The following is an 18597-nucleotide window of genomic DNA, read 5'->3' as shown; positions in this document are numbered from 1 at the left end:
TAGGTATCAAATATTTAACGTTTTAGTCGGTTTTTCGTTACGTTATGAGAGATAGCACACGGAAAAAAGCAAACGTGCAAACGAAGAAAACCGACAGGCGCAGGGGGCGCCTGTCGATATGGGGTGCTACTTAGTGCAACTGCTCGCTTTCGTCGGTGTTACCGGTGTACAAAGCGGCAACGTCCACGGCATCAAACACATAGTGATTGCCGCAATAATCGCAGTGCATATCAATATTGCCATCTTGCTCCAGCATTTGAGCCACTTCTTCCGCCGGCAGCGTGATCAGCGCATCGGCGCAACGCTGGCGTGAACAGGTGCAACGGAAGACAACGTCCTGCGGTTCATACAGGGTGACTTCTTCCTGATGGTACAGGCGATACAGCACTTCGTTGGCCGGCAGGCCGAACAGCTCTTCGCTTTTCACCGTGTTGGTCAGTTGCACCAGATGATCGAAGTCATCGGCATTACCGTCCTGCGCCGGCAGCACCTGCAGCAGCATGCCGCCCGCGGCCGGTTGGCCTTCAGACTCACCGGTACGGATGAACAGGCGGGTCGGTAACTGCTCTGACTGACGGAAGTAAGCCTCGAGGCACTCGGCCAGCGTTTCCCCTTCCAGTGCCACTACGCCCTGATAGCGTTCGCCCTCGGTGGGGGCGATGGTGATCACCATGACGCCATTACCGATCATCTGGTGGAGCGTGCTGTCATCAGCAATTTCGCTTTGTACGCGTGCTACACCACGCATTTCCTGGCGGTTGTTACCGTTAATCACCGCCAGCTTCAGCGGGCCGTCGCCTTGTAACTGCACGGTGATGTCGCCGTCGAACTTCAACGTTGCGGTCAGCAGGCTGGTGGCAACCAGCAATTCACCCAGCAGTTTCTTGACTGGTGCCGGATAGTCGTGGTTGTTCAGAACCTGCTGATAGGTTTCGCTGACGGTAACCAGCTCACCGCGCACCGCGTAGTTTTCAAACAGGTAACGGTGCAATTGGTCATGGTTAGACATAGTTTTCTCTCATTGCGGTGAGGGGTTATTCCTGCTCACCAAATTTAAATTTAATCAGGTCGCGCCGCTCTTTCTTGTCCGGACGGCGGTCCGGATGCGGCATGGTCAGCGCATTCATTTTGCGCGCGAGCGCCACTTTCTCTCGGTTGACGATGCTGGCCTCGGTTTCCTGATACATTTGCTGCGCCTCTTCGGCGCCGCGCCGTTGGCTGGTCACTGCCAATACGATCACCGTGCGTTCTTCGTTTCCCTGACGCAGTTTGATCTCGGCGTTAAGCTCGACAATCTTGCTCGGCTTGCCGCGCTGTCCGTTGTAGTGCACCTTGCCGCCGTCGATCATCTCCCGTGCCAGTGCGCGGGTCTTATAGAAACGTGCAGCCCAGAGCCACTTGTCCAGCCGGACGGCTTCGTCGCCTGCTGCTTTTCCTTTCATCAATTCCCCCTGGCCAGCGCCGGTATCAACAGGCGGTAATCGCGCATCGATGGGTGATGCTGGAAGGTTTTCTCCGCCATGCTGGAATCCGGGTTTTGCACGCCCAGGCAGTAGCGAATACCGAAGGTACGGGCGGCATCCAGAATCGGTTCACCGTCGTCGACAAACAGCGTACGCTGCGGATCAAAACCGGTGTGTTGCTGCACTGCCTGCCACAAACGCTGATCTTCTTTCGGATAACCAAATGTGTGGGTGGAAAGTAATAAATCAAGGTGCCTGTCCAAACCGGTATGCTCAATTTTTACCGCCAGGCTGTGCGGATGGGCGTTGGTCAACAAAATAGTCTGGTGGCCTGCCGCACGTAATGCCTGTAAAAACGGCTCGGTATCTTCACGCAGACGAGCACGGTTGCCTACCTCGCTGGTCATGCGGTAAATATCCATATCCAGCCGTTCGCTCCAGTAATCGAAGCAGTACCAATTCATGGTGTGCTGCACGGCCAGATATTCCTGATGAATAATTTTACGCGCTTCATCGAAGGGAATAGCCCGCTGCTCGCTCAGGGCCTGTGGCACCAGGCTGAGCCAAAAGTGGCTGTCGAACTCCAGATCGAGCAGGGTACCGTCCATATCCAGCAGCACGGTATCGATCTCACTCCAGTCAAACTCGGGAACCATGAAAACTCCATAGGCGAACCGTCGGCGGTCCGCAGGATAAGGGTAATAGCGTTAGCCTAACATAAGCTGATGGCAGGACGCAGGCCGGCTAGTGACTCAGGGCATCGGCCGCAATGACATCGGGACGAACTGCGGGTTAAAGCAATTTTCGTAGTAGCGCTGGATATCGGCGATGCGGTGCTGATTGATGCGACGGCGCTGCACCAGTTTCCAGCTGTTGTAGCCCAGAACGACGGCGACGCTCAGCAGCAGCAGGCTGGTGCCGAGATAGCGCCACAGGGTGATGATATCCGGCTCGCTGTGCAGTGCAATATGACGGGTACCGTTGGCATCGACGCTGATATTGGTGATCACGCCCTGCGCCTCGAACGGCGTATGCAACAGCATACCGGCAAGCCGTTGCAGTTCGTTCCACTGGTCAAGCGCGTTGTATTCGTTTAGCGGCATCGTCGGTTGCGGGTGGTTCACCAGCTGTTTGCCTTCATCACTGGTGATCAGGAACCCTCCCGGTGGTGGGCTGTTGAGCGCTGCGGCGGCCTGCCTGGTTTCGCTGTAGACGAAGGAGGATGCGGCCACTTTGGTCAGGCTTTCCAGCGATTCGGCACTCACCGGGCGCAGCAATACGTTCACCCCTTGCAGCGAGCCTGATTTGGCACGTTTCACCAGGGTGCCCCAGTTTTTGACATTGCCCAGATTGACCAGTGCGTTCTTCAGCCGGACGCAGTCATTATCCGCTTGGCACAGGTCCTGCGTTTTCAGAACGATATCGGAAAAATCATCCAGCAGGATCATGCCGGATTTTTCGATTGCGCTGGCCAACTGTGGATTGAGCTTTTGGTCTGTGCCGTTAGGGTGCAACTGGGCGTTGACCGTCGCCAGCAGGGCAGAGGCCATGTCGATCACTTCCGATTCTGGCTGCGGCAGCGGCGCCGCGTTGTTCCAGTAAATTCCGGAACAGTCGAAGGGCATAAAGCTGGCGGAGCGCGTGCCACTGGTTAACGGTGGTACGTAGCACATGCCTGTGCCCTGAGCCTTCAGGGTATCTCCGATGCGTAACGTCGCGCCTTCCAGCGCCTGTACGTTGGTCACTTCAATTTTTTGTGCGCCCTGCAGCCAGGCCATGCTCAGCTTGAGCGGCAGGCTTAGCGGGATATAGGTCAGCAACAGCACCAGCACCAAAAGTGAACTGGCCATGAGTACCGCGTTCCTGCCCCATTGTTGTAGCGGGAAGTTCTTCACCTCGTCATGCAGTGAAAGGTAGCGACCCTGGCGCAGCACCTGACGGTTAAGATAGATATCCATGTCGGTGGTTTTACCCAGATCCTGGGCGATGTACGGCTGCCAGTGCGGCGGATAAATCAGGTCAATGATACCGAGTGAAATATTGCTGATTTGCCCCTGATTGGATTCGCCAAACAGCCCCCAGCGCTTGGGGGTACCCCGCAGGCAGTGCACTTCTTTTAGCTCGCGGGTGGCAGGGCGGCGGAACAGGTTCCAGCAGCCCCAGGCGATCATCAACACGGCGACGGCAATCATCCACGGGATCACTACGACCGGGCTTATCAGGCTGAAGAACAGCAGCAGCAGGGCCGCCGAGATAATAGCGGCTTCCTTGATACCGTTCGGGCGAGTGAGTGCGTGCTCTTCCGGGGTTTCCTTGCGGATGTTCAGCAGTTCGACATGCTCGCTTTCTTCCTTGCGGATTGAGGCGTTTTGGCTCGGGGTCGCTTTCACCACCGGCGGCAGAGGCCGATCGTGAATATGGTCTTTCAGCGAATGCCCGTTTAGTGAGATCACCAGCGGCAGGGTCTGGGTTCTAATCACTTCCACATGGTTATCGGCGCTGATGTACTGCTCCCAGAACGGCGGCAGATGCACCTCTTCGGCGTCCAGATAATAGCGCCATTTATTGGGTTCATCGCTGGCCAGCCCGTAGCGGGTAATGGCGTGGGTGACCGGGTAGACGTTGTCGCTTTGTGGAGTCAGAGCCAGTTTGGCAGAGGGCAATGAGTTGCTGCCGGGCAACAGTTTGTTGCTCAGCTTGTTTTGTTGGCCGAGATAGTGCTCAACGGCGGCGCGTTCTTCGCCGGTCAGCTTGCGGTGTGTGGGTTTGATAAAGGGCAGAGTACGCGTCAGCAGCGGCTGATTGCGGGCTTTGAACCAAAGATACAGGCCAGCGGCGATCAGGCAGGCAAGCACTAAGGCCAATATCAACACTATTGTGCTCATGCTATCCCCATCCTGTACCCGTGAACCTCATCAACCTGATGAATCCTAGACTATTATACGCAGCCAAATCACCAAGAGACACCCTGATCCGTAACGAGAGAGCAGATTCTCCGTCGGGATCTCACTTATTGATAAAAAACCCGTCTTATTGCCCTGTCTTACCTGCGTGATGATAGCAACCAGGTTGCACTGTCGATATCGGCATTATCTTATTTTAATGCGCTCTTTTTGCTGGATGAGAACAGAAAAGCGGCGGGTACTGGCTACGCTTGTTAAAAAAAAGTAAATTACTGCTTGTGCTCGTTGCGGCAAAGGTTCTCATTAACGCACAATGTGATCAAGATCGGATTTGGTCAGCGTTTGAACGCATGCGGACCGCGCGTCACACCAATCATTATTCTGGTTACCCGCGTTATCACGCCCGATGCTGTGGCCTGCTAGCGGATAACTCATTTGAGGCAATCATGGATAAACACCTGCAAAAACCTAAAATTCTGAAAGTGGAAACGGTCGCGCGTTCGCGTTTATTTAACGTTGAGTCGGTCGATTTGGAGTTCAGTAACGGTGTACGGCGGGTGTATGAGCGGATGCGGCCCTCAGATCGCGAGGCCGTGATGATTGTGCCGGTGATTGGCGACGATTTGTTGTTGATCCGTGAATATGCCGTGGGCACCGAATCTTATGAGCTTGGCTTTCCCAAAGGTTTGATTGATCCGGGTGAAGGCGTGCTGGAAGCGGCCAATCGCGAACTGATGGAAGAGGTGGGTTTTGGCGCCAGACGCTTTGATTTTCTCAGCAAGTTGACGATGGCCCCGTCGTACTTTTCCAGCAAAATGAATATTGTACTAGCGCACGATCTCTACCCGCAGAGTCTGGAAGGGGATGAGCCGGAGCCATTGCCGCAGGTACGTTGGCCAATAGCCGACATGATGGCGTTGCTGGCAGAGCCTGATTTTCGCGAGGCGCGCAACGTTAGTGCGTTGTTCCTCACCGAGGCGTTTTTACGCGGTTCCCGCTAAGCGCTACGGTTCAATGAAAAAAGGGCCCAGATTCATCTGGGCCCTTTTTTTTATTAGAACAACTCGTGGCTTTCGCCGCCGGGATCCGTTAGCGTTGTGCCGGTATCCCGCGATGGGTAGTCCGTCGGCTGAGTCCCTTCGATAAAGTACTCGGAACGGCTGCCGCCACCACCACCGGAAAGCTTACCGCTGCTCTTGTCGATGGTAACGCTGATAATGCCCGGTGGTGGGGTCACCTTCTGCTCTGGAATGCCTTCCAGTGCAGTTTTCATAAAGTCATCCCATGCCGGTTGCGCACTCTTGGCGCCGCCTTCACCGCCGGAAGCCTGATCCGGGATCGCACCGGATACCGTCGTACGGCCAAGGTCACGGCGGTGGTCATCGAAACCAATCCATACCGACGTCACGGTATCCGGGCCATAGCCGGAGAACCAGGCGTCTTTTGAACTGTTGGTAGTACCGGTTTTGCCACCGATATCACGACGTTTCAGGTCACGGCCTGCACGCCAGGCGGTACCCATCCAACCCGGTTCGCCATAGATATTGCTGTTCAGCGCATCGTGCATCAGGAACGCCAGCGGGGTGCTGATAACGTGTGGCGCATACTGCTGATCGCCATCCTGCTGAACCTGAGCGGGGGTCACTTGCTCCAGTTGCGGCATCGGCACGTTGCCATTCTTGCCTTCCTGTGACGTCGCGACATTTTCAATGTTGTCTTCGGAAAGCACGGCCGAACGGTGAGTGTCACCATAAATCACCGGCAGATTACAGCTGTCGCAGACAATCTTTGGCTTGGTTTCGAACACGATGTTGCCGTTATCGTCTTCAATCTTGGTGATGAAGTACGGATCCACCAGATAACCGCCGTTGGCCAGCACCGCGTAACCACGTACCAGCTGCATTGGGGTGAACGAAGCCGAGCCCAGTGCCAGTGATTCGGTATGCACGATGTTTTGTGCCGGGAAACCGAAACGCTGCAGGTATTCCGCTGCGTAATCAACCCCCATGGCACGCATCGCACGCACCATCACCACGTTCTTCGACTGTCCCAGCCCCTGACGCAGGCGAATCGGACCATCGTAGGTTGGCGGTGAGTTCTTCGGCCGCCAGTCGGTACCGGCGCCTGGATCCCAACGGGTAATTGGCAGGTCATTCAGGATAGTGGCCAAGGTCAGTCCCTTGTCCATCGCTGCGGTATACAGGAAAGGTTTGATGTTGGAACCTACCTGACGCAGCGCCTGAGTCACGCGGTTGAACTTGCTTTGGTTGAAGTCAAACCCGCCGACCAGCGCTTTCACCGCGCCGTCATTCGGGTTGATCGAAACCAGGGCTGAGTTGACGTCCGGCACCTGTGACAGCCACCAGTTTTCGCCCACCTTGCGAACCCACACTTGTTGACCGGCCTGCACCACATCGGTGACGCGTTTCGGCGTTGGGCCTTGCTGAGTGTCGGACCTGTAAGGTCGCGCCCAGCGCATGGTGGACATCGGCAGCGCCACATGGCTGCCGTCTGCCATCATGGCCGTTGCCTCTTCGGCGCTGGTTGAGACAATCACCGCCGGCGACAATGGGCCGTAGTTCGGCAGATTCTTCAAGGAATCGACGATCTGCTTTTGGTCCCAGGCCGCTTCACCCACTTTCCACAGCACGTTGGACGGGCCACGGTAGCCGTGGCGCATATCGTACGCCAGCACGTTGTTACGCACCGACTCCTGCGCCGCCAACTGCAGTTTCTTGGTGACGGTGGTGTAGACCTTGTAACCGTCGGTATAAGCATTGTCACCGTAACGCTTGATCATCTCCTGGCGCACCATCTCGGAGAGATAGGGGGCGGAGAAGCTTATTTGTGGCGCATGGTAATTGGCCACCAGCTCTTCACTGCGCGCCTGATCGAACTGCGCCTGAGTGATGTAATGCTCATCCAGCATGCGCGACAGCACCACGTTGCGGCGAGCTACGGCGCGATCGTGGGAGTAGAGCGGATTGAAAGTTGACGGGGCTTTCGGCAGTCCGGCGATGGTCGCCATTTCGCTTAAGCTGAGCTGACTGACGTCTTTACCGAAGTAAACCTGCGCCGCAGCACCCACGCCATAGGCGCGATACCCCAGATAGATTTTGTTCATATACAGTTCGAGGATTTCGTCTTTGGTCAGCATCTGTTCGATGCGTATTGCCAGGAAAGCTTCCTTGATCTTGCGCATCAGGGTGCGTTCCGGGCTTAAGAAGAAGTTTCTCGCCAACTGCTGGGTAATGGTACTTGCCCCCTGTGACGCATGGCCAGACACCAGCGCAATAGAGGCAGCACGGAAGATACCGATTGGGTCGACGCCATGATGCTCATAGAAGCGGCTGTCTTCGGTGGCGATAAACGCATGCACCATAACCGGTGGAATTTGGTTCAGTTTTAGCGGAATACGGCGTTTTTCACCGTATTGGGCGATCAGCTCGCCATCGGCGCTGTAAACCTGCATCGGTATTTGCAGCCGCACATCTTTCAGCGTTGCGACGTCAGGCAGCTGTGGCTCGACATATTTGTACAAGCCAAAGATCGAGGCTGCCCCCAACACGATGCAACACACTGCAAGGATTAGTAAATACTTTACGAACTTCACCTGAGATTTCCCATTTTCATGTCATTTGGGCAGTTTATAAACAACCGCGCGGTAGTATAAAGGCAAGCCTGCAACATGGATATGTTCTTTTGTTATCTGACGATATGGAGGTCTGGCAAAATATGATCACTCAAGCATGGCAGGTGGGGCTGGATATACAAAGTCACTGCGTTCGTGCCCTGGCGGCACAGCGCCGCCGCAATGGCTGGCAACTGCGTCACTGGTGGCAACAAAGGTTGCCGCAACCGGTGCTGCGTGAGGGTTGCCTGGAGCAGAGCGACGCGTTGATCCAGGCGTTGCGCCAATGGCGGGTTCAGTTACCAAGACATATTTCCTTGCGCATTGCTCTGCCCGCACAGCGGGTTTTACAGCATCGATTGCCACTGCCGGACGCCCGGCTGAAAGAGCCGGCGTGCGGTGATTACATCATCAGTCAGGGACTGAAAAAGTTTCCCCTGGATAGCCAAACATTGGCGCTGGACTACCGTCAATCACTGTCCGAACACGCGACTCTGCTGTTGACCGCTGCCCGTCAGCAAGAGTTGCAACAGTGGCTGAACTGTCTGCGTCAGGCCAATTTACAGCCGCAGGTGGTTGATATTGCCCCATGCGCACTGCGCGTGATGGCCGCCGCCGCAGGCGTGTCAGGCGAAGCCGGGTTGCTGCACCGCCTCGATGAAGAATGGTTATGGGTGACCGCACACCGATCGGAGTTTGCCTATGGCATCGTACCTCTTCGGGAAGCGGACGGGGCAGATCAGGCGTTGACCGCAATGCGTGCCGCCAGCCCATCACTCAGCGAACATCAGATTTACTACAGCAGCGTGATGGATGAGCAACCCCCGTCAGGAAGCTTGTCGTGGTCCCCTCTCAGTGCTTTTAGCCAGCTGCGTCCCCCGTTACCTGCATTGCCTGCGGCATTTGTCTTGGCCGGCGGTCTGGCGCTGCGCGCTGAGGACAGCTGATGTATCAGGTTAATCTTTTGCCCTGGCGCATACAGGGCCAGCGTCGCCGCTATGCCTTTTGGTTACGCATATTCATTTTGCAGCTGGTGCTGGTGTTGGCGGTACTGATGGTGGTGTTCGGCCTGTTGAACCAGCAACAGGCACAGCGGCATGAGGCGCTATTGACGCTGATCGGTAAGCAGGCTGAACTCACCGGGCGTTATCAACTCTTGCAACAGGCGGTGGCACGCCTGGCGCGTTTAACTGCGTTGACACAGCAGTATGACAACAACCTGGCACATAACCGACGTTATCTGCAGCTGCTGCAGCAGCTCTCCACTTCGCTACCTGATCCGCTGTGGCTTATCACGCTGGAAAGCCACTCGCAAAATATCACTTTACGGGGGCTTGGCCGGCGTTATGAGGCGGTGCTTCAGTTTGAGCAGAAACTGACGGCGTTACCCCTGTTACAGAACTACCGTCTGGCAGAGGTGGTACAGCGTCAGGATGGTTTGTTCACGTTTACCTTGATGGCGCAATGGGGGCCGGGTGGATAAGCCATTGCCGCTGTGGTTGGCGAGAGGGTTGGGCTTGCCGGTGTGGAAGCTGTTGGTCATCCAGTGGCTGGTGTTGGGCAGCCTGATCCTGCTGTTCGGCCTGCTGCCGTTGCAAGGAAAATGGCAGCAACTGGCGCAGACTGAGGCGCAGCAGCAGCGTCTGGTGCAACAGATGACTCCCTTGTGGGAACAACTGGCCCGTATGCCGACGTTGGATCAGGTGAATCAAAGCCTGCAGCAGGTCACCCACCCGCCTGCCGTCGATAGTGATTTGGCGAGCACGTTGCAAAGCGCGGGGGCGGGGCTGCAGCGCTGGCAGCAGCAGGGAGATTCGTCGCGGCAAACCCTGATGCTGCATCTCGATTACGGCAGTTTATTAAGGCTGCTGGAGCGTTTTCCAGCCCAGTTGCGGATTGATCAGATGACCGTTGAGGCGCAAGTGGGGGAGCTGACGGCGCATTTCATTCTCCAGGCGGCTTTGGCAGAGACAGAGACAGAGGTGGTAAACCCCAATGAATAAATGCGGTGGGTTCTGGTTACTGTGGCTGCCTCTGGCGCTGATGGCCCAGCCTCAGCCACGCGATCCTTTTAAGCCATTACCCTTGCCCGATTGCCCGAGCGCGGCGGAGTCGCCGGTGAACTGGCAGTTGAAGGGCACCATTGGGCAGGCGGCGCTACACCATGCCTGGGTGGTGACGGCCGCCGGGCAGTGGCTGCGATTAAAACCCCAACAAACCCTGTTAGACGGGCGTTGGCGGGTGGAGCAGGTCGTTAAGGGGCAAGTCACGCTGAAAGCGAACCAGGACGATCCGCTCTGCCCGGCCGCTGAGAATGCAGTGGTGTTGGCCCTGGGAAACCATAAGGAAGAAAAATGAAAGGATGCCATTGGTTGACGGTGTTGTTCTGGGGGGTGGCTATCGCCGGTGCAGCACAGGAGCAAGAGCCCGTTTCGCTGGAGTTTCAGGAGGCTCCCATTACGCTGGTGTTGCAGGCGTTGGCGGATTATCAGCAACTGAATATGGTTACCGCTGCAGGTGTGGGGGGTAACCTGACACTAAGGTTGGATAATGTGCCCTGGCACCAGGCACTGGCGGTGATTTTGCGTATGGGGAAACTATCAATGACGCTGGAGGGGAATGTCATGATGGTTTCCCCTGAACCCAATGAGCAAGAAAAGCAGCGCCAACAGCAGGCGCTGGTACAAAAACAGCCGCTAAAAAGCGTGACCCTGCCGTTGAGCCATGCCGATGCGGAAGAGGTTGCTGAAAACCTGAACGCGCAGGGCGGAATATTGCTGAGTGAGCGTGGCAGCGTGGTGGCAGATAAACGCACCAATGCGGTATTGATCCGCGATACAGCGTCGATCGTGGCGTTATTAACGCAAAGGATCGCCGAAATGGATGTGCCCTTGGCACAGGTGCAATTAGCGGCGCATATCGTCACTATCAACAGTGAGAGCTTACGTGAGCTTGGTGTGCGCTGGGGGTTGGCTCCGGACGATCGGCCTGCCAGGTCATGGCAGATGGACGGCTTTAACGTCGGGTTACCGCTGGAGCGCAGTGCTGTCAGCGCGGGTTTCCATCTGGCACGAATTGGCGGGCGATTATTGGATCTGGAGTTGATGGCTTTGGAGCAGGAGAACCGGGTGGAAATCATCGCCAGCCCGCGCTTACTGACCGCGAACCTGCAAACCGCCAGCATAAAGCAGGGGACTGAAATACCCTATGAGGTGAACAGCGGCTCCAGCGGGGCGACGTCAATGGAGTTCAAGGACGCGGTGCTGGGTATGGAGGTGACACCGAAAATATTGCCCAATGGCCGCATCACCCTGACGTTGCAAATCAGCCAGAACATGCCCGGGCGCTCAATCAGCCGTGCGGCCGGCGAGACGTTGGCGATAGATAAACAGGAAATCAAAACTCAGGTGACGGTAAGAGATGGCGAAACCGTTGTTTTGGGGGGCGTATTTCAGCGCCATAGCGCCGAAGGGGCAGACAAGGTACCCGGGATTAGCGACGTACCTTTGCTGGGTTCTCTGTTCAAACAGAGCAGCAAACAGCATAAACGGCGCGAACTGGTGATATTCATTACTCCGACATTGATTAAGGCCTGAGCAACCGAGTGTGCGGTTCGTGGGAAATCGCCTAAAGTTGATGAGCAGATGCACTTTTTTATCACCTTCGGGGCATCTGCGTTTGACGCTGCGGCCGATTTAGCTTACAAGGGTTACCGAATTGAGCACCGAGGTTTTTTTGTTAGCGCCAAGACGCCGTTAAAAACGTATGGTTTCCCTCCTGCGGCGTGGATTGCGATTTATTCGGTTGCCAAACTACCAAGAGTGTTGAGATAATTTTCCGTCTGATCTCGCACTATCGTTTATGAGGTTTCAGTTTAGGTCCCGCCGCTGATTTGATTGGCGGGGCGGGTTAACATTAACGAATTGTCTTAGTAATACCGAAAAACATGGCAGAGAAACGCAATATCTTTCTGGTTGGGCCTATGGGTGCCGGCAAAAGCACTATTGGCCGTCAGTTAGCTCAGCAACTCAATATGGAGTTTTTCGACTCCGATCAAGAAATTGAGCGACGTACCGGAGCTGACGTGGGCTGGGTATTCGACGTGGAAGGTGAAGAAGGTTTCCGCGATCGTGAAGAAAAAGTCATTAATGAACTGACGGAAAAGCAAGGCATCGTGCTGGCTACCGGCGGTGGCTCGGTTAAATCGCGTGAAACGCGTAACCGTCTGTCGGCGCGTGGCGTAGTGGTGTACCTGGAAACCACTATCGAGAAGCAATTGGCCCGTACCCAGCGCGACAAAAAGCGTCCGCTGCTGCAGGTTGATTCTCCTCCGCGTGAAGTGCTTGAAGCGCTGGCGAAAGAGCGCAATCCGTTATACGAAGAAATCGCAGATGTCACCATCCGCACCGACGATCAAAGCGCCAAAGTGGTTGCCAACCAGATAATCAACATGCTGGAAAGCAACTGATAGCGGTTTCCGTGTTCGCCACGGCAAATGCGGAAGACTGATTGTGTTCCCCGCGTTGCGGGGAGAAACCACATTGAGAACTGAGCGCGAGATGGAGAGAATTACCGTAACGCTTGGGGAGCGCAGCTACCCGATAACCATAGCCGCCGGATTGTTTAACGATCCGGCTTCTTTTATGCCGCTGAAGGCGGGTGAACAGGTCATGCTGGTCACCAACCAAACCCTGGCGCCACTCTATCTGGATCACGTTCGGAAGGTGTTGGAGCAGGCAGGCGTCAAGGTGGATCAGGTGATTTTACCTGATGGCGAACAGTATAAATCTCTGGCCGTACTCGAGCAGGTGTTCTCGGCACTGTTGGAAAAGCCGCACGGTCGTGATACCACGCTGATTGCCCTTGGGGGCGGCGTGATTGGCGATCTTACCGGCTTTGCCGCCGCTTGTTATCAGCGCGGTGTCCGCTTTATTCAGGTCCCTACCACGCTGCTGTCGCAGGTGGACTCTTCCGTTGGTGGTAAAACCGCCGTCAATCATCCGCTCGGCAAGAACATGATCGGCGCCTTCTATCAACCCGTTTCTGTGGTGGTTGATCTCGATTGCCTGAAAACCTTACCGGCGCGTGAGCTCTCCTCTGGTTTGGCTGAAGTGATCAAGTACGGGATTATTCTCGACTACGATTTCTTCGTCTGGCTGGAAAACAATATCGATGCCCTGGTGGCGCTGGATATGCAGGCTCTGGCCTACTGTATCCGCCGCTGCTGCGAGCTGAAAGCTGAAGTGGTTGCCGCTGATGAACGCGAAAGCGGACTGCGCGCGCTGCTGAATCTGGGCCATACTTACGGCCATGCGATCGAAGCCGAAATGGGCTATGGTATATGGTTGCATGGTGAAGCCATTGCCGCTGGTATGGTGATGGCGGCAGAAACCGCGCACCGCCTCGACCAGTTCTCCCGCGAAGATATTGAACGTATTAAAGCACTGTTGTTGCGCGCCGGTTTACCGGTGTGTGGCCCGCAGGAAATGGCTCCGGGAACTTATCTGCCGCATATGATGCGCGATAAGAAAGTCCTGGCCGGTGAATTGCGTCTGGTACTGCCGACGGCCATTGGCCAGGCGGAAGTCCGTGGCGGAGTGGGGCATGATATGGTGCTGGCTTCGATCGCAGCTTGCCTTCCTGACGGAATGTCTAAGTAAATCGGACGAAGTAACAGTGGCTTAGCCGCCGTTTACATCTATATTAATTAATGTGCAAAGCCTGACTGGCGTCGCTTTGCCATCATCGGGTTAATCTGCCCGTGCCACGGTAGGTAGACAGTGGTGGGCTTTTGCCTCTAGTTGGAGGGTTTCAGATGGATGAGTTTAAACCGGAAGACGATCTCAGACCTGATAGCAGCGATCGTCGTCCTGCACGTTCGCGTAAACCGGCTCCGGGACCGCGTTTTGCCGTTTCACGTCAGCATTTAATGATTGGTATCGGTATTTTGGTGCTGTTGTTGCTGATTGTCGGCATTGGTTCGGCGTTGAAGGCGCCAACCAAGCATGAGGCGGCACAGGAAAGCGCACAGAATGGTGCCGCCAAGGACATTAATCTGTCAGGTTCTTCGTCACTGACTGCCGGTAATACCGGTGTTCCGGGCGGAACCACGGATACCAATGACAATAACGGCGTGAGCAGCAGCTCGCAGCCGCAAACCGTCAGCGTCCCTCCGATCTCCAGCACCCCAACGGAAGCGCAACCGCAGCCAATGCAGGGCGGCGCGCAGCAGCGTGTCGATCTGCCGGGCAATATGTCGGATGCACTGTCAGCGCAGCAAGGTCAGGTTGATGCCGCTACGCAAGGCATGACAGGCCCAGCTTCGACGTTGCCAACGGCCCCGGCAACCCTGATGAACGGCGCTGCGGCGAAAGAAACCGTCCGTCCGGTTCAGGGCACTGCGCCACAGCAACATAAAACACCGGCGAAAACCGTCAGTAAACCGACGGCTACACAGCATAAATCGCCAACCACGGTGTATACGCCGGCGCCAGCCTCTTCCACTAAAGCGGGAGCAGCAAGTGCCAAAGTGGGAGCGGTTAGCGGCAGCGGCGGTTCGCTGCAGTCTGCCCCGGCAAGCCATTACACTCTGCAACTGAGCAGCGCTTCGCGTTCCGATACGCTGAACGCCTACGCCAAGCAGCAGAAATTACAGCATTATCTGGTGTACTCGACTAAACGTGACGGCAAACCCTGGTACGTGCTGGTGAGTGGCAACTATGCCTCTTCTGCGGAAGCCAAGCGTGCCATCGCGACGCTGCCGGCGGATGTTCAGGCGAAAAAACCCTGGGTCCGTCCTGTTGGCCAGGTTCAGCAGGATCTGAAAAAGTAACCCGATAGAATTCAAGCTGCATTCAGGCATTGAGGGGCGCACAAGCTGCGCCCCTGTTACTCAGGGCAGACAGAGTCGCCCATGACCGATGGCTGGAGTTGCCTGCGGACAGGCCGGATAACTGTGCGTGGCCAAAGGTGCTGCGGCTTGAAGGATGTTGGGTATCAATCACTTAAATTTGTGCGCTGATGTGCTGTCTTAAACAGAGTACAATCCGCCGCTCTGAATTGTATAATAAGTAGCTAATTGACGGCATGAAGAAAAACCGCGCTTTTTTAAAATGGGCTGGTGGAAAATACCCGCTGGTGGACGAGATCCGTCGTCACCTACCAGCAGGCGACTGCTTAATCGAGCCCTTCGTGGGTGCGGGTTCAGTCTTCCTGAACACGGAATACGACGCCTATATTCTCGCCGACATCAACAGCGATCTTATTAATCTGTATAACATCGTTAAACTGCGTACGGATGACTTCGTACGTGATGCCCGCTTCCTTTTCACCGATGAATTCAATAAGTCAGAACAGTTTTACCTGCTGCGCGAAGAGTTCAATACTAGTGCCGATCCCTATCGTCGCGCGTTGCTGTTTCTTTACCTGAACCGCCACTGCTATAACGGCCTGTGCCGCTATAACCTGCGTGGGGAGTTCAACGTGCCGTTTGGACGTTACAAAAAACCGTACTTCCCGGAGGACGAGCTATACTGGTTCGCTGAAAAATCCCGCAACGCTACTTTTGTCTGTGAGCATTACCGCGATACCATGGCAAAAGCCGGGCGTGGTACCGTGGTGTATTGCGATCCGCCGTATGCGCCATTATCGGCGACGGCGAATTTTACCGCCTACCACACCAACAGCTTTAGCATGGCCGACCAGCAAAGCCTGGCGCTGATGGCGCACCAGCTTTCGGTAGAAAGCCAGGTGCCGGTATTGATTTCCAACCATGATACCGAGCTGACGCGTGACTGGTACCAGCACGCCTCGCTGTTTGTTGTGAAAGCGCGCCGTACTATCAGCCGCAATATTCTTGGCCGTAGCAAAGTGAATGAGCTTTTAGCGCTGTATCGATAGGCTGTGACCCACCATTGTGTGTGAGCACCGCTGGCGGTCATTTGGACGCGCAGCAAGGCGCGAGTCGTGAGGTTTGGTGGGCCAAATAAGCGGCTCGTAACACAGGTGCGCGTCCAAATGGCCCCTGCCCTTTGGGTCTGCGACGGTGCCACGACCAATGGTGGGTTATAGCCTGCACCGGGTTACGCCCCGGTGTATAACAATTCGAACCCTACGTTTGGAGATAGCGGATGAAAAAATTTTTGATTGCCCCGTCCATTTTGTCAGCAGACTTTGCCCGCTTGGGTGAAGACACTGCCAACGTGTTGGCTGCAGGCGGCGACGTAGTGCATTTTGACGTAATGGATAACCACTACGTTCCCAATCTGACCATCGGGCCGATGGTTTGTCAGGCGCTGCGTAATTACGGCATCACCGCACCGATTGACGTTCACCTGATGGTGAAGCCGGTCGACCGCATTGTGCCGGATTTCGCTGCAGCGGGCGCTAGTTACATCTCTTTCCATCCGGAAGCCTCCGAACACGTCGATCGCACCATTCAGCTGATTAAAGAACACGGCTGTAAAGCCGGCCTGGTGTTCAATCCGGCAACGCCGTTGAGCTACCTCGATTACGTGATGGATAAAATCGACGTGATCCTGCTGATGTCGGTCAACCCTGGTTTTGGCGGTCAGTCGTTTATCCATGGCACTTTGGATAAGCTGCGTCAGGTACGCAAAATGATCGACGAAAGCGGTCGTGATATCCGACTGGAAGTAGATGGTGGCGTGAAGGTCGACAATATCGCCGAGATTGCTGCCGCGGGCGCAGACATGTTTGTCGCGGGTTCCGCCATCTTCAGCAAGCCGGATTATCGTCGGGTGATCGACGAAATGCGCAGCGAGTTGGCGAAGGTGACGCATGGCTGATTTCGGGGCGATCCGCGCTCTGGCCTTTGATCTCGATGGCACGCTGGTCGACAGCGCGCCGGGGTTGTCAGCCGCTATCGATTTGGCATTGGCGGAGATGCGCCTGCCACAGGCCGGTGAGGACCGGGTAGGCACCTGGATTGGCAACGGTGCCGACGTGCTGGTGCAGCGTGCGCTGCGCTGGGCCGAAGTGGAAGCCACGCCGGAACACTGCCAGCAGCTTCGTGAGCGCTTCGATCATTTCTATGTGCAAACCGTCGACAGCGGTAGCCGCCTGTTCCCACAGGTGAAAGAAACCCTGGCTCAACTGGCTGCGCAAAATTACCCGATGGCGCTGGTGACCAACAAGCCAACGCCGTTTGTCGCGCCGTTGCTGACCGCATTGGGGATTATTGATTACTTCTCGCTGATTATCGGCGGTGACGACGTGGTGGAAAAGAAACCGCACCCGGCGCCACTGTATCTGGTCCTCGGCAAGCTTGGCCTGCGAGCCAACGAGTTGCTGTTTGTCGGCGACTCCCGCAACGATATTCAGGCAGCGCAGGGGGCAGGTTGTCCAAGCGCCGCGCTGACCTACGGTTATAACTACGGCGAGGCGATTGCCCTGAGCCATCCCGACCGCGTGTTGGAACGCTTTGCCGATTTGTTGCCCGCTCTTGGGCTGTCATCTTTAGAGAATCAGGAAATTTAAACATGAGTAAGCCCATCGTATTTAGCGGCGCGCAGCCGTCCGGTGAACTGACCATTGGCAACTACATGGGTGCATTGCGTCAGTGGCTGCAGATGCAGGATGATTACGACTGTATCTTCTGCATCGTTGACCTGCATGCGATCACTGTACGTCAGGACGCAGAGAAATTGCGCAAAGCCACGCTGGATACGCTGGCGCTGTACCTGGCCTGTGGTATCGACCCGCAAAAAAGCACCATCTTCGTGCAGTCGCACGTACCGGAACACACCCAGCTGAGCTGGGTACTGAACTGCTACACCTATTTCGGTGAACTGAGCCGCATGACTCAGTTCAAAGACAAATCCACCCGTTATGCGGAGAACATCAACGCCGGCCTGTTCAGCTACCCGGTATTGATGGCGGCGGATATCTTGCTGTATCAAACCAACCAGGTGCCGGTCGGCGAAGACCAGAAACAACATCTGGAGTTGAGCCGTGACATCGGTCAGCGTTTCAACGCGCTGTACGGTGACGTGTTCAAAGTGCCCGAGCCGTTTATTCCCAAATCCGGCGCCCGTGTGATGTCGCTGCAAGAGCCGACCAAGAAGATGTCCAAGTCGGACGATAACCGTAATAACGTGATCGGCCTGCTGGAAGATCCGAAAGCGGTGGCTAAAAAGATCAAACGCGCGATGACTGACTCGGAAGAGCCACCAGTGGTGCGTTACGACGTGGCAAACAAGGCGGGGGTGTCCAACCTGTTGGATATTCTCTCAGGCGTGACCGGCAAGAGCATCCCACAGTTGGAAGCCGAGTTTGAGGGGCAGATGTACGGCCACCTGAAAGGCGCCGTCGCTGAAGCGGTATCCGGCATGCTGAGTGAGCTACAGGAGCGCTATCATCGTTTCCGCAATGACGAGGCCCTGCTGCAGCAAGTAATGCGTGATGGCGCTGCCAAGGCCCGTGCACGCGCTCAGGAAACGCTGGCGAAGGTTTACCAGGCAGTGGGCTTTGTTTCAGCGCAGTGAGTCTCTGAGCAAAAAGAAAAGCGGCCACTGGCCGCTTCAGACTGATGACAAACCTCATTCCTGCCCAGAGCGAGTAGAGGCCGATAAACAAAAAT

At 55.7% G+C, this 18597-nt stretch carries 18 protein-coding genes; 13 read left to right on the top strand and 5 right to left on the bottom strand.

Annotated elements, in window-relative coordinates; translation table 11 throughout:
- Nucleotides 1-130: 130 nt before the first annotated feature.
- The 4 genes from hslO to ACUTQ5_RS20800 form a co-directional block, all read right to left on the bottom strand.
- Nucleotides 131-1009, bottom strand: a complete 879-nt coding sequence (hslO, locus tag ACUTQ5_RS20815) for an Hsp33 family molecular chaperone HslO (protein WP_174355134.1) — start codon at nucleotides 1007-1009, stop codon at nucleotides 131-133.
- 25 nt (nucleotides 1010-1034) lie between these two features.
- On the bottom strand, nucleotides 1035-1442 hold the full coding sequence (hslR, locus tag ACUTQ5_RS20810) for a ribosome-associated heat shock protein Hsp15 (protein ID WP_261093344.1): 408 nt from the start codon (nucleotides 1440-1442) through the stop codon (nucleotides 1035-1037).
- Complete coding sequence (gene yrfG, locus ACUTQ5_RS20805) at nucleotides 1442-2119, bottom strand: GMP/IMP nucleotidase (protein ID WP_261097114.1); 678 nt, start codon at nucleotides 2117-2119, stop codon at nucleotides 1442-1444. The genes hslR and yrfG overlap by 1 nt, the downstream gene beginning before the upstream one ends.
- A 96-nt stretch (nucleotides 2120-2215) precedes the next feature.
- Nucleotides 2216-4348, bottom strand: a complete 2133-nt coding sequence (locus ACUTQ5_RS20800) for an intracellular growth attenuator family protein (RefSeq protein WP_445652786.1) — start codon at nucleotides 4346-4348, stop codon at nucleotides 2216-2218.
- Nucleotides 4349-4812: 464 nt separating this feature from the next.
- Here ACUTQ5_RS20800 and nudE point away from each other — a divergent pair, with 464 nt between their 5' ends.
- Nucleotides 4813-5367, top strand: coding sequence for an ADP compounds hydrolase NudE (gene nudE / locus ACUTQ5_RS20795; RefSeq protein WP_012147288.1), 555 nt, complete (start codon nucleotides 4813-4815; stop codon nucleotides 5365-5367).
- Nucleotides 5368-5420: 53 nt separating this feature from the next.
- Here the strand turns inward: nudE and mrcA are convergent, their stop codons facing one another.
- A complete protein-coding gene (gene mrcA, locus ACUTQ5_RS20790; RefSeq protein ID WP_445652785.1) occupies nucleotides 5421-7979 on the bottom strand; it encodes a peptidoglycan glycosyltransferase/peptidoglycan DD-transpeptidase MrcA in 2559 nt (852 codons plus the stop codon).
- 122 nt (nucleotides 7980-8101) lie between these two features.
- On the opposite strand from mrcA, the gene pilM reads away from it, so the two are divergent.
- The 12 genes from pilM (at nucleotide 8102) to trpS (ending at nucleotide 18502) form a co-directional block, all read left to right on the top strand.
- A complete protein-coding gene (pilM, locus tag ACUTQ5_RS20785; protein ID WP_445652784.1) occupies nucleotides 8102-8944 on the top strand; it encodes a type IV pilus biogenesis protein PilM in 843 nt (280 codons plus the stop codon).
- A complete protein-coding gene (locus ACUTQ5_RS20780) occupies nucleotides 8944-9480 on the top strand; it encodes a PilN domain-containing protein (protein ID WP_445652783.1) in 537 nt (178 codons plus the stop codon). The genes pilM and ACUTQ5_RS20780 overlap by 1 nt, the downstream gene beginning before the upstream one ends.
- A complete protein-coding gene (locus ACUTQ5_RS20775; RefSeq protein WP_445652782.1) occupies nucleotides 9473-10000 on the top strand; it encodes a hypothetical protein in 528 nt (175 codons plus the stop codon). Before ACUTQ5_RS20780 ends, ACUTQ5_RS20775 begins: the two co-directional genes overlap by 8 nt.
- Entirely contained in the window at nucleotides 9993-10355 is a 363-nt protein-coding gene (locus ACUTQ5_RS20770) for a hypothetical protein (RefSeq protein WP_445652781.1), read from the top strand. Before ACUTQ5_RS20775 ends, ACUTQ5_RS20770 begins: the two co-directional genes overlap by 8 nt.
- Nucleotides 10352-11593, top strand: a complete 1242-nt coding sequence (gene hofQ / locus ACUTQ5_RS20765) for a DNA uptake porin HofQ (RefSeq protein ID WP_445652780.1) — start codon at nucleotides 10352-10354, stop codon at nucleotides 11591-11593. The genes ACUTQ5_RS20770 and hofQ overlap by 4 nt, the downstream gene beginning before the upstream one ends.
- Nucleotides 11594-11943: 350 nt before the next feature.
- Complete coding sequence (gene aroK, locus ACUTQ5_RS20760) at nucleotides 11944-12465, top strand: shikimate kinase AroK (RefSeq protein WP_004391482.1); 522 nt, start codon at nucleotides 11944-11946, stop codon at nucleotides 12463-12465.
- A gap of 91 nt (nucleotides 12466-12556) precedes the next feature.
- Nucleotides 12557-13657 carry a 3-dehydroquinate synthase gene (gene aroB / locus ACUTQ5_RS20755; protein WP_445652779.1) on the top strand — a complete coding sequence of 367 codons (1101 nt, stop codon included), beginning with the start codon at nucleotides 12557-12559 and terminating at the stop codon, nucleotides 13655-13657.
- A gap of 155 nt (nucleotides 13658-13812) precedes the next feature.
- A complete protein-coding gene (locus ACUTQ5_RS20750; protein WP_445652778.1) occupies nucleotides 13813-14829 on the top strand; it encodes an SPOR domain-containing protein in 1017 nt (338 codons plus the stop codon).
- A gap of 254 nt (nucleotides 14830-15083) precedes the next feature.
- Complete coding sequence (dam, locus tag ACUTQ5_RS20745; protein ID WP_445652777.1) at nucleotides 15084-15896, top strand: adenine-specific DNA-methyltransferase; 813 nt, start codon at nucleotides 15084-15086, stop codon at nucleotides 15894-15896.
- A gap of 230 nt (nucleotides 15897-16126) precedes the next feature.
- Nucleotides 16127-16804, top strand: a complete 678-nt coding sequence (gene rpe, locus ACUTQ5_RS20740) for a ribulose-phosphate 3-epimerase (protein WP_012147278.1) — start codon at nucleotides 16127-16129, stop codon at nucleotides 16802-16804.
- Nucleotides 16797-17495 (top strand): phosphoglycolate phosphatase, encoded by a 699-nt coding sequence (locus ACUTQ5_RS20735; RefSeq protein WP_445652776.1) that lies wholly within the window; start codon nucleotides 16797-16799, stop codon nucleotides 17493-17495. The genes rpe and ACUTQ5_RS20735 overlap by 8 nt, the downstream gene beginning before the upstream one ends.
- A 2-nt stretch (nucleotides 17496-17497) precedes the next feature.
- Nucleotides 17498-18502 carry a tryptophan--tRNA ligase gene (gene trpS, locus ACUTQ5_RS20730; RefSeq protein ID WP_445652775.1) on the top strand — a complete coding sequence of 335 codons (1005 nt, stop codon included), beginning with the start codon at nucleotides 17498-17500 and terminating at the stop codon, nucleotides 18500-18502.
- Nucleotides 18503-18597 lie beyond the last annotated feature (95 nt).

The organism is Serratia sp. NA_112.1 (genome assembly GCF_052691715.1).
The sequence above is the reverse complement of the archived record's forward strand: the minus strand, read 5'-3'. Positions and strand labels throughout refer to the sequence as shown.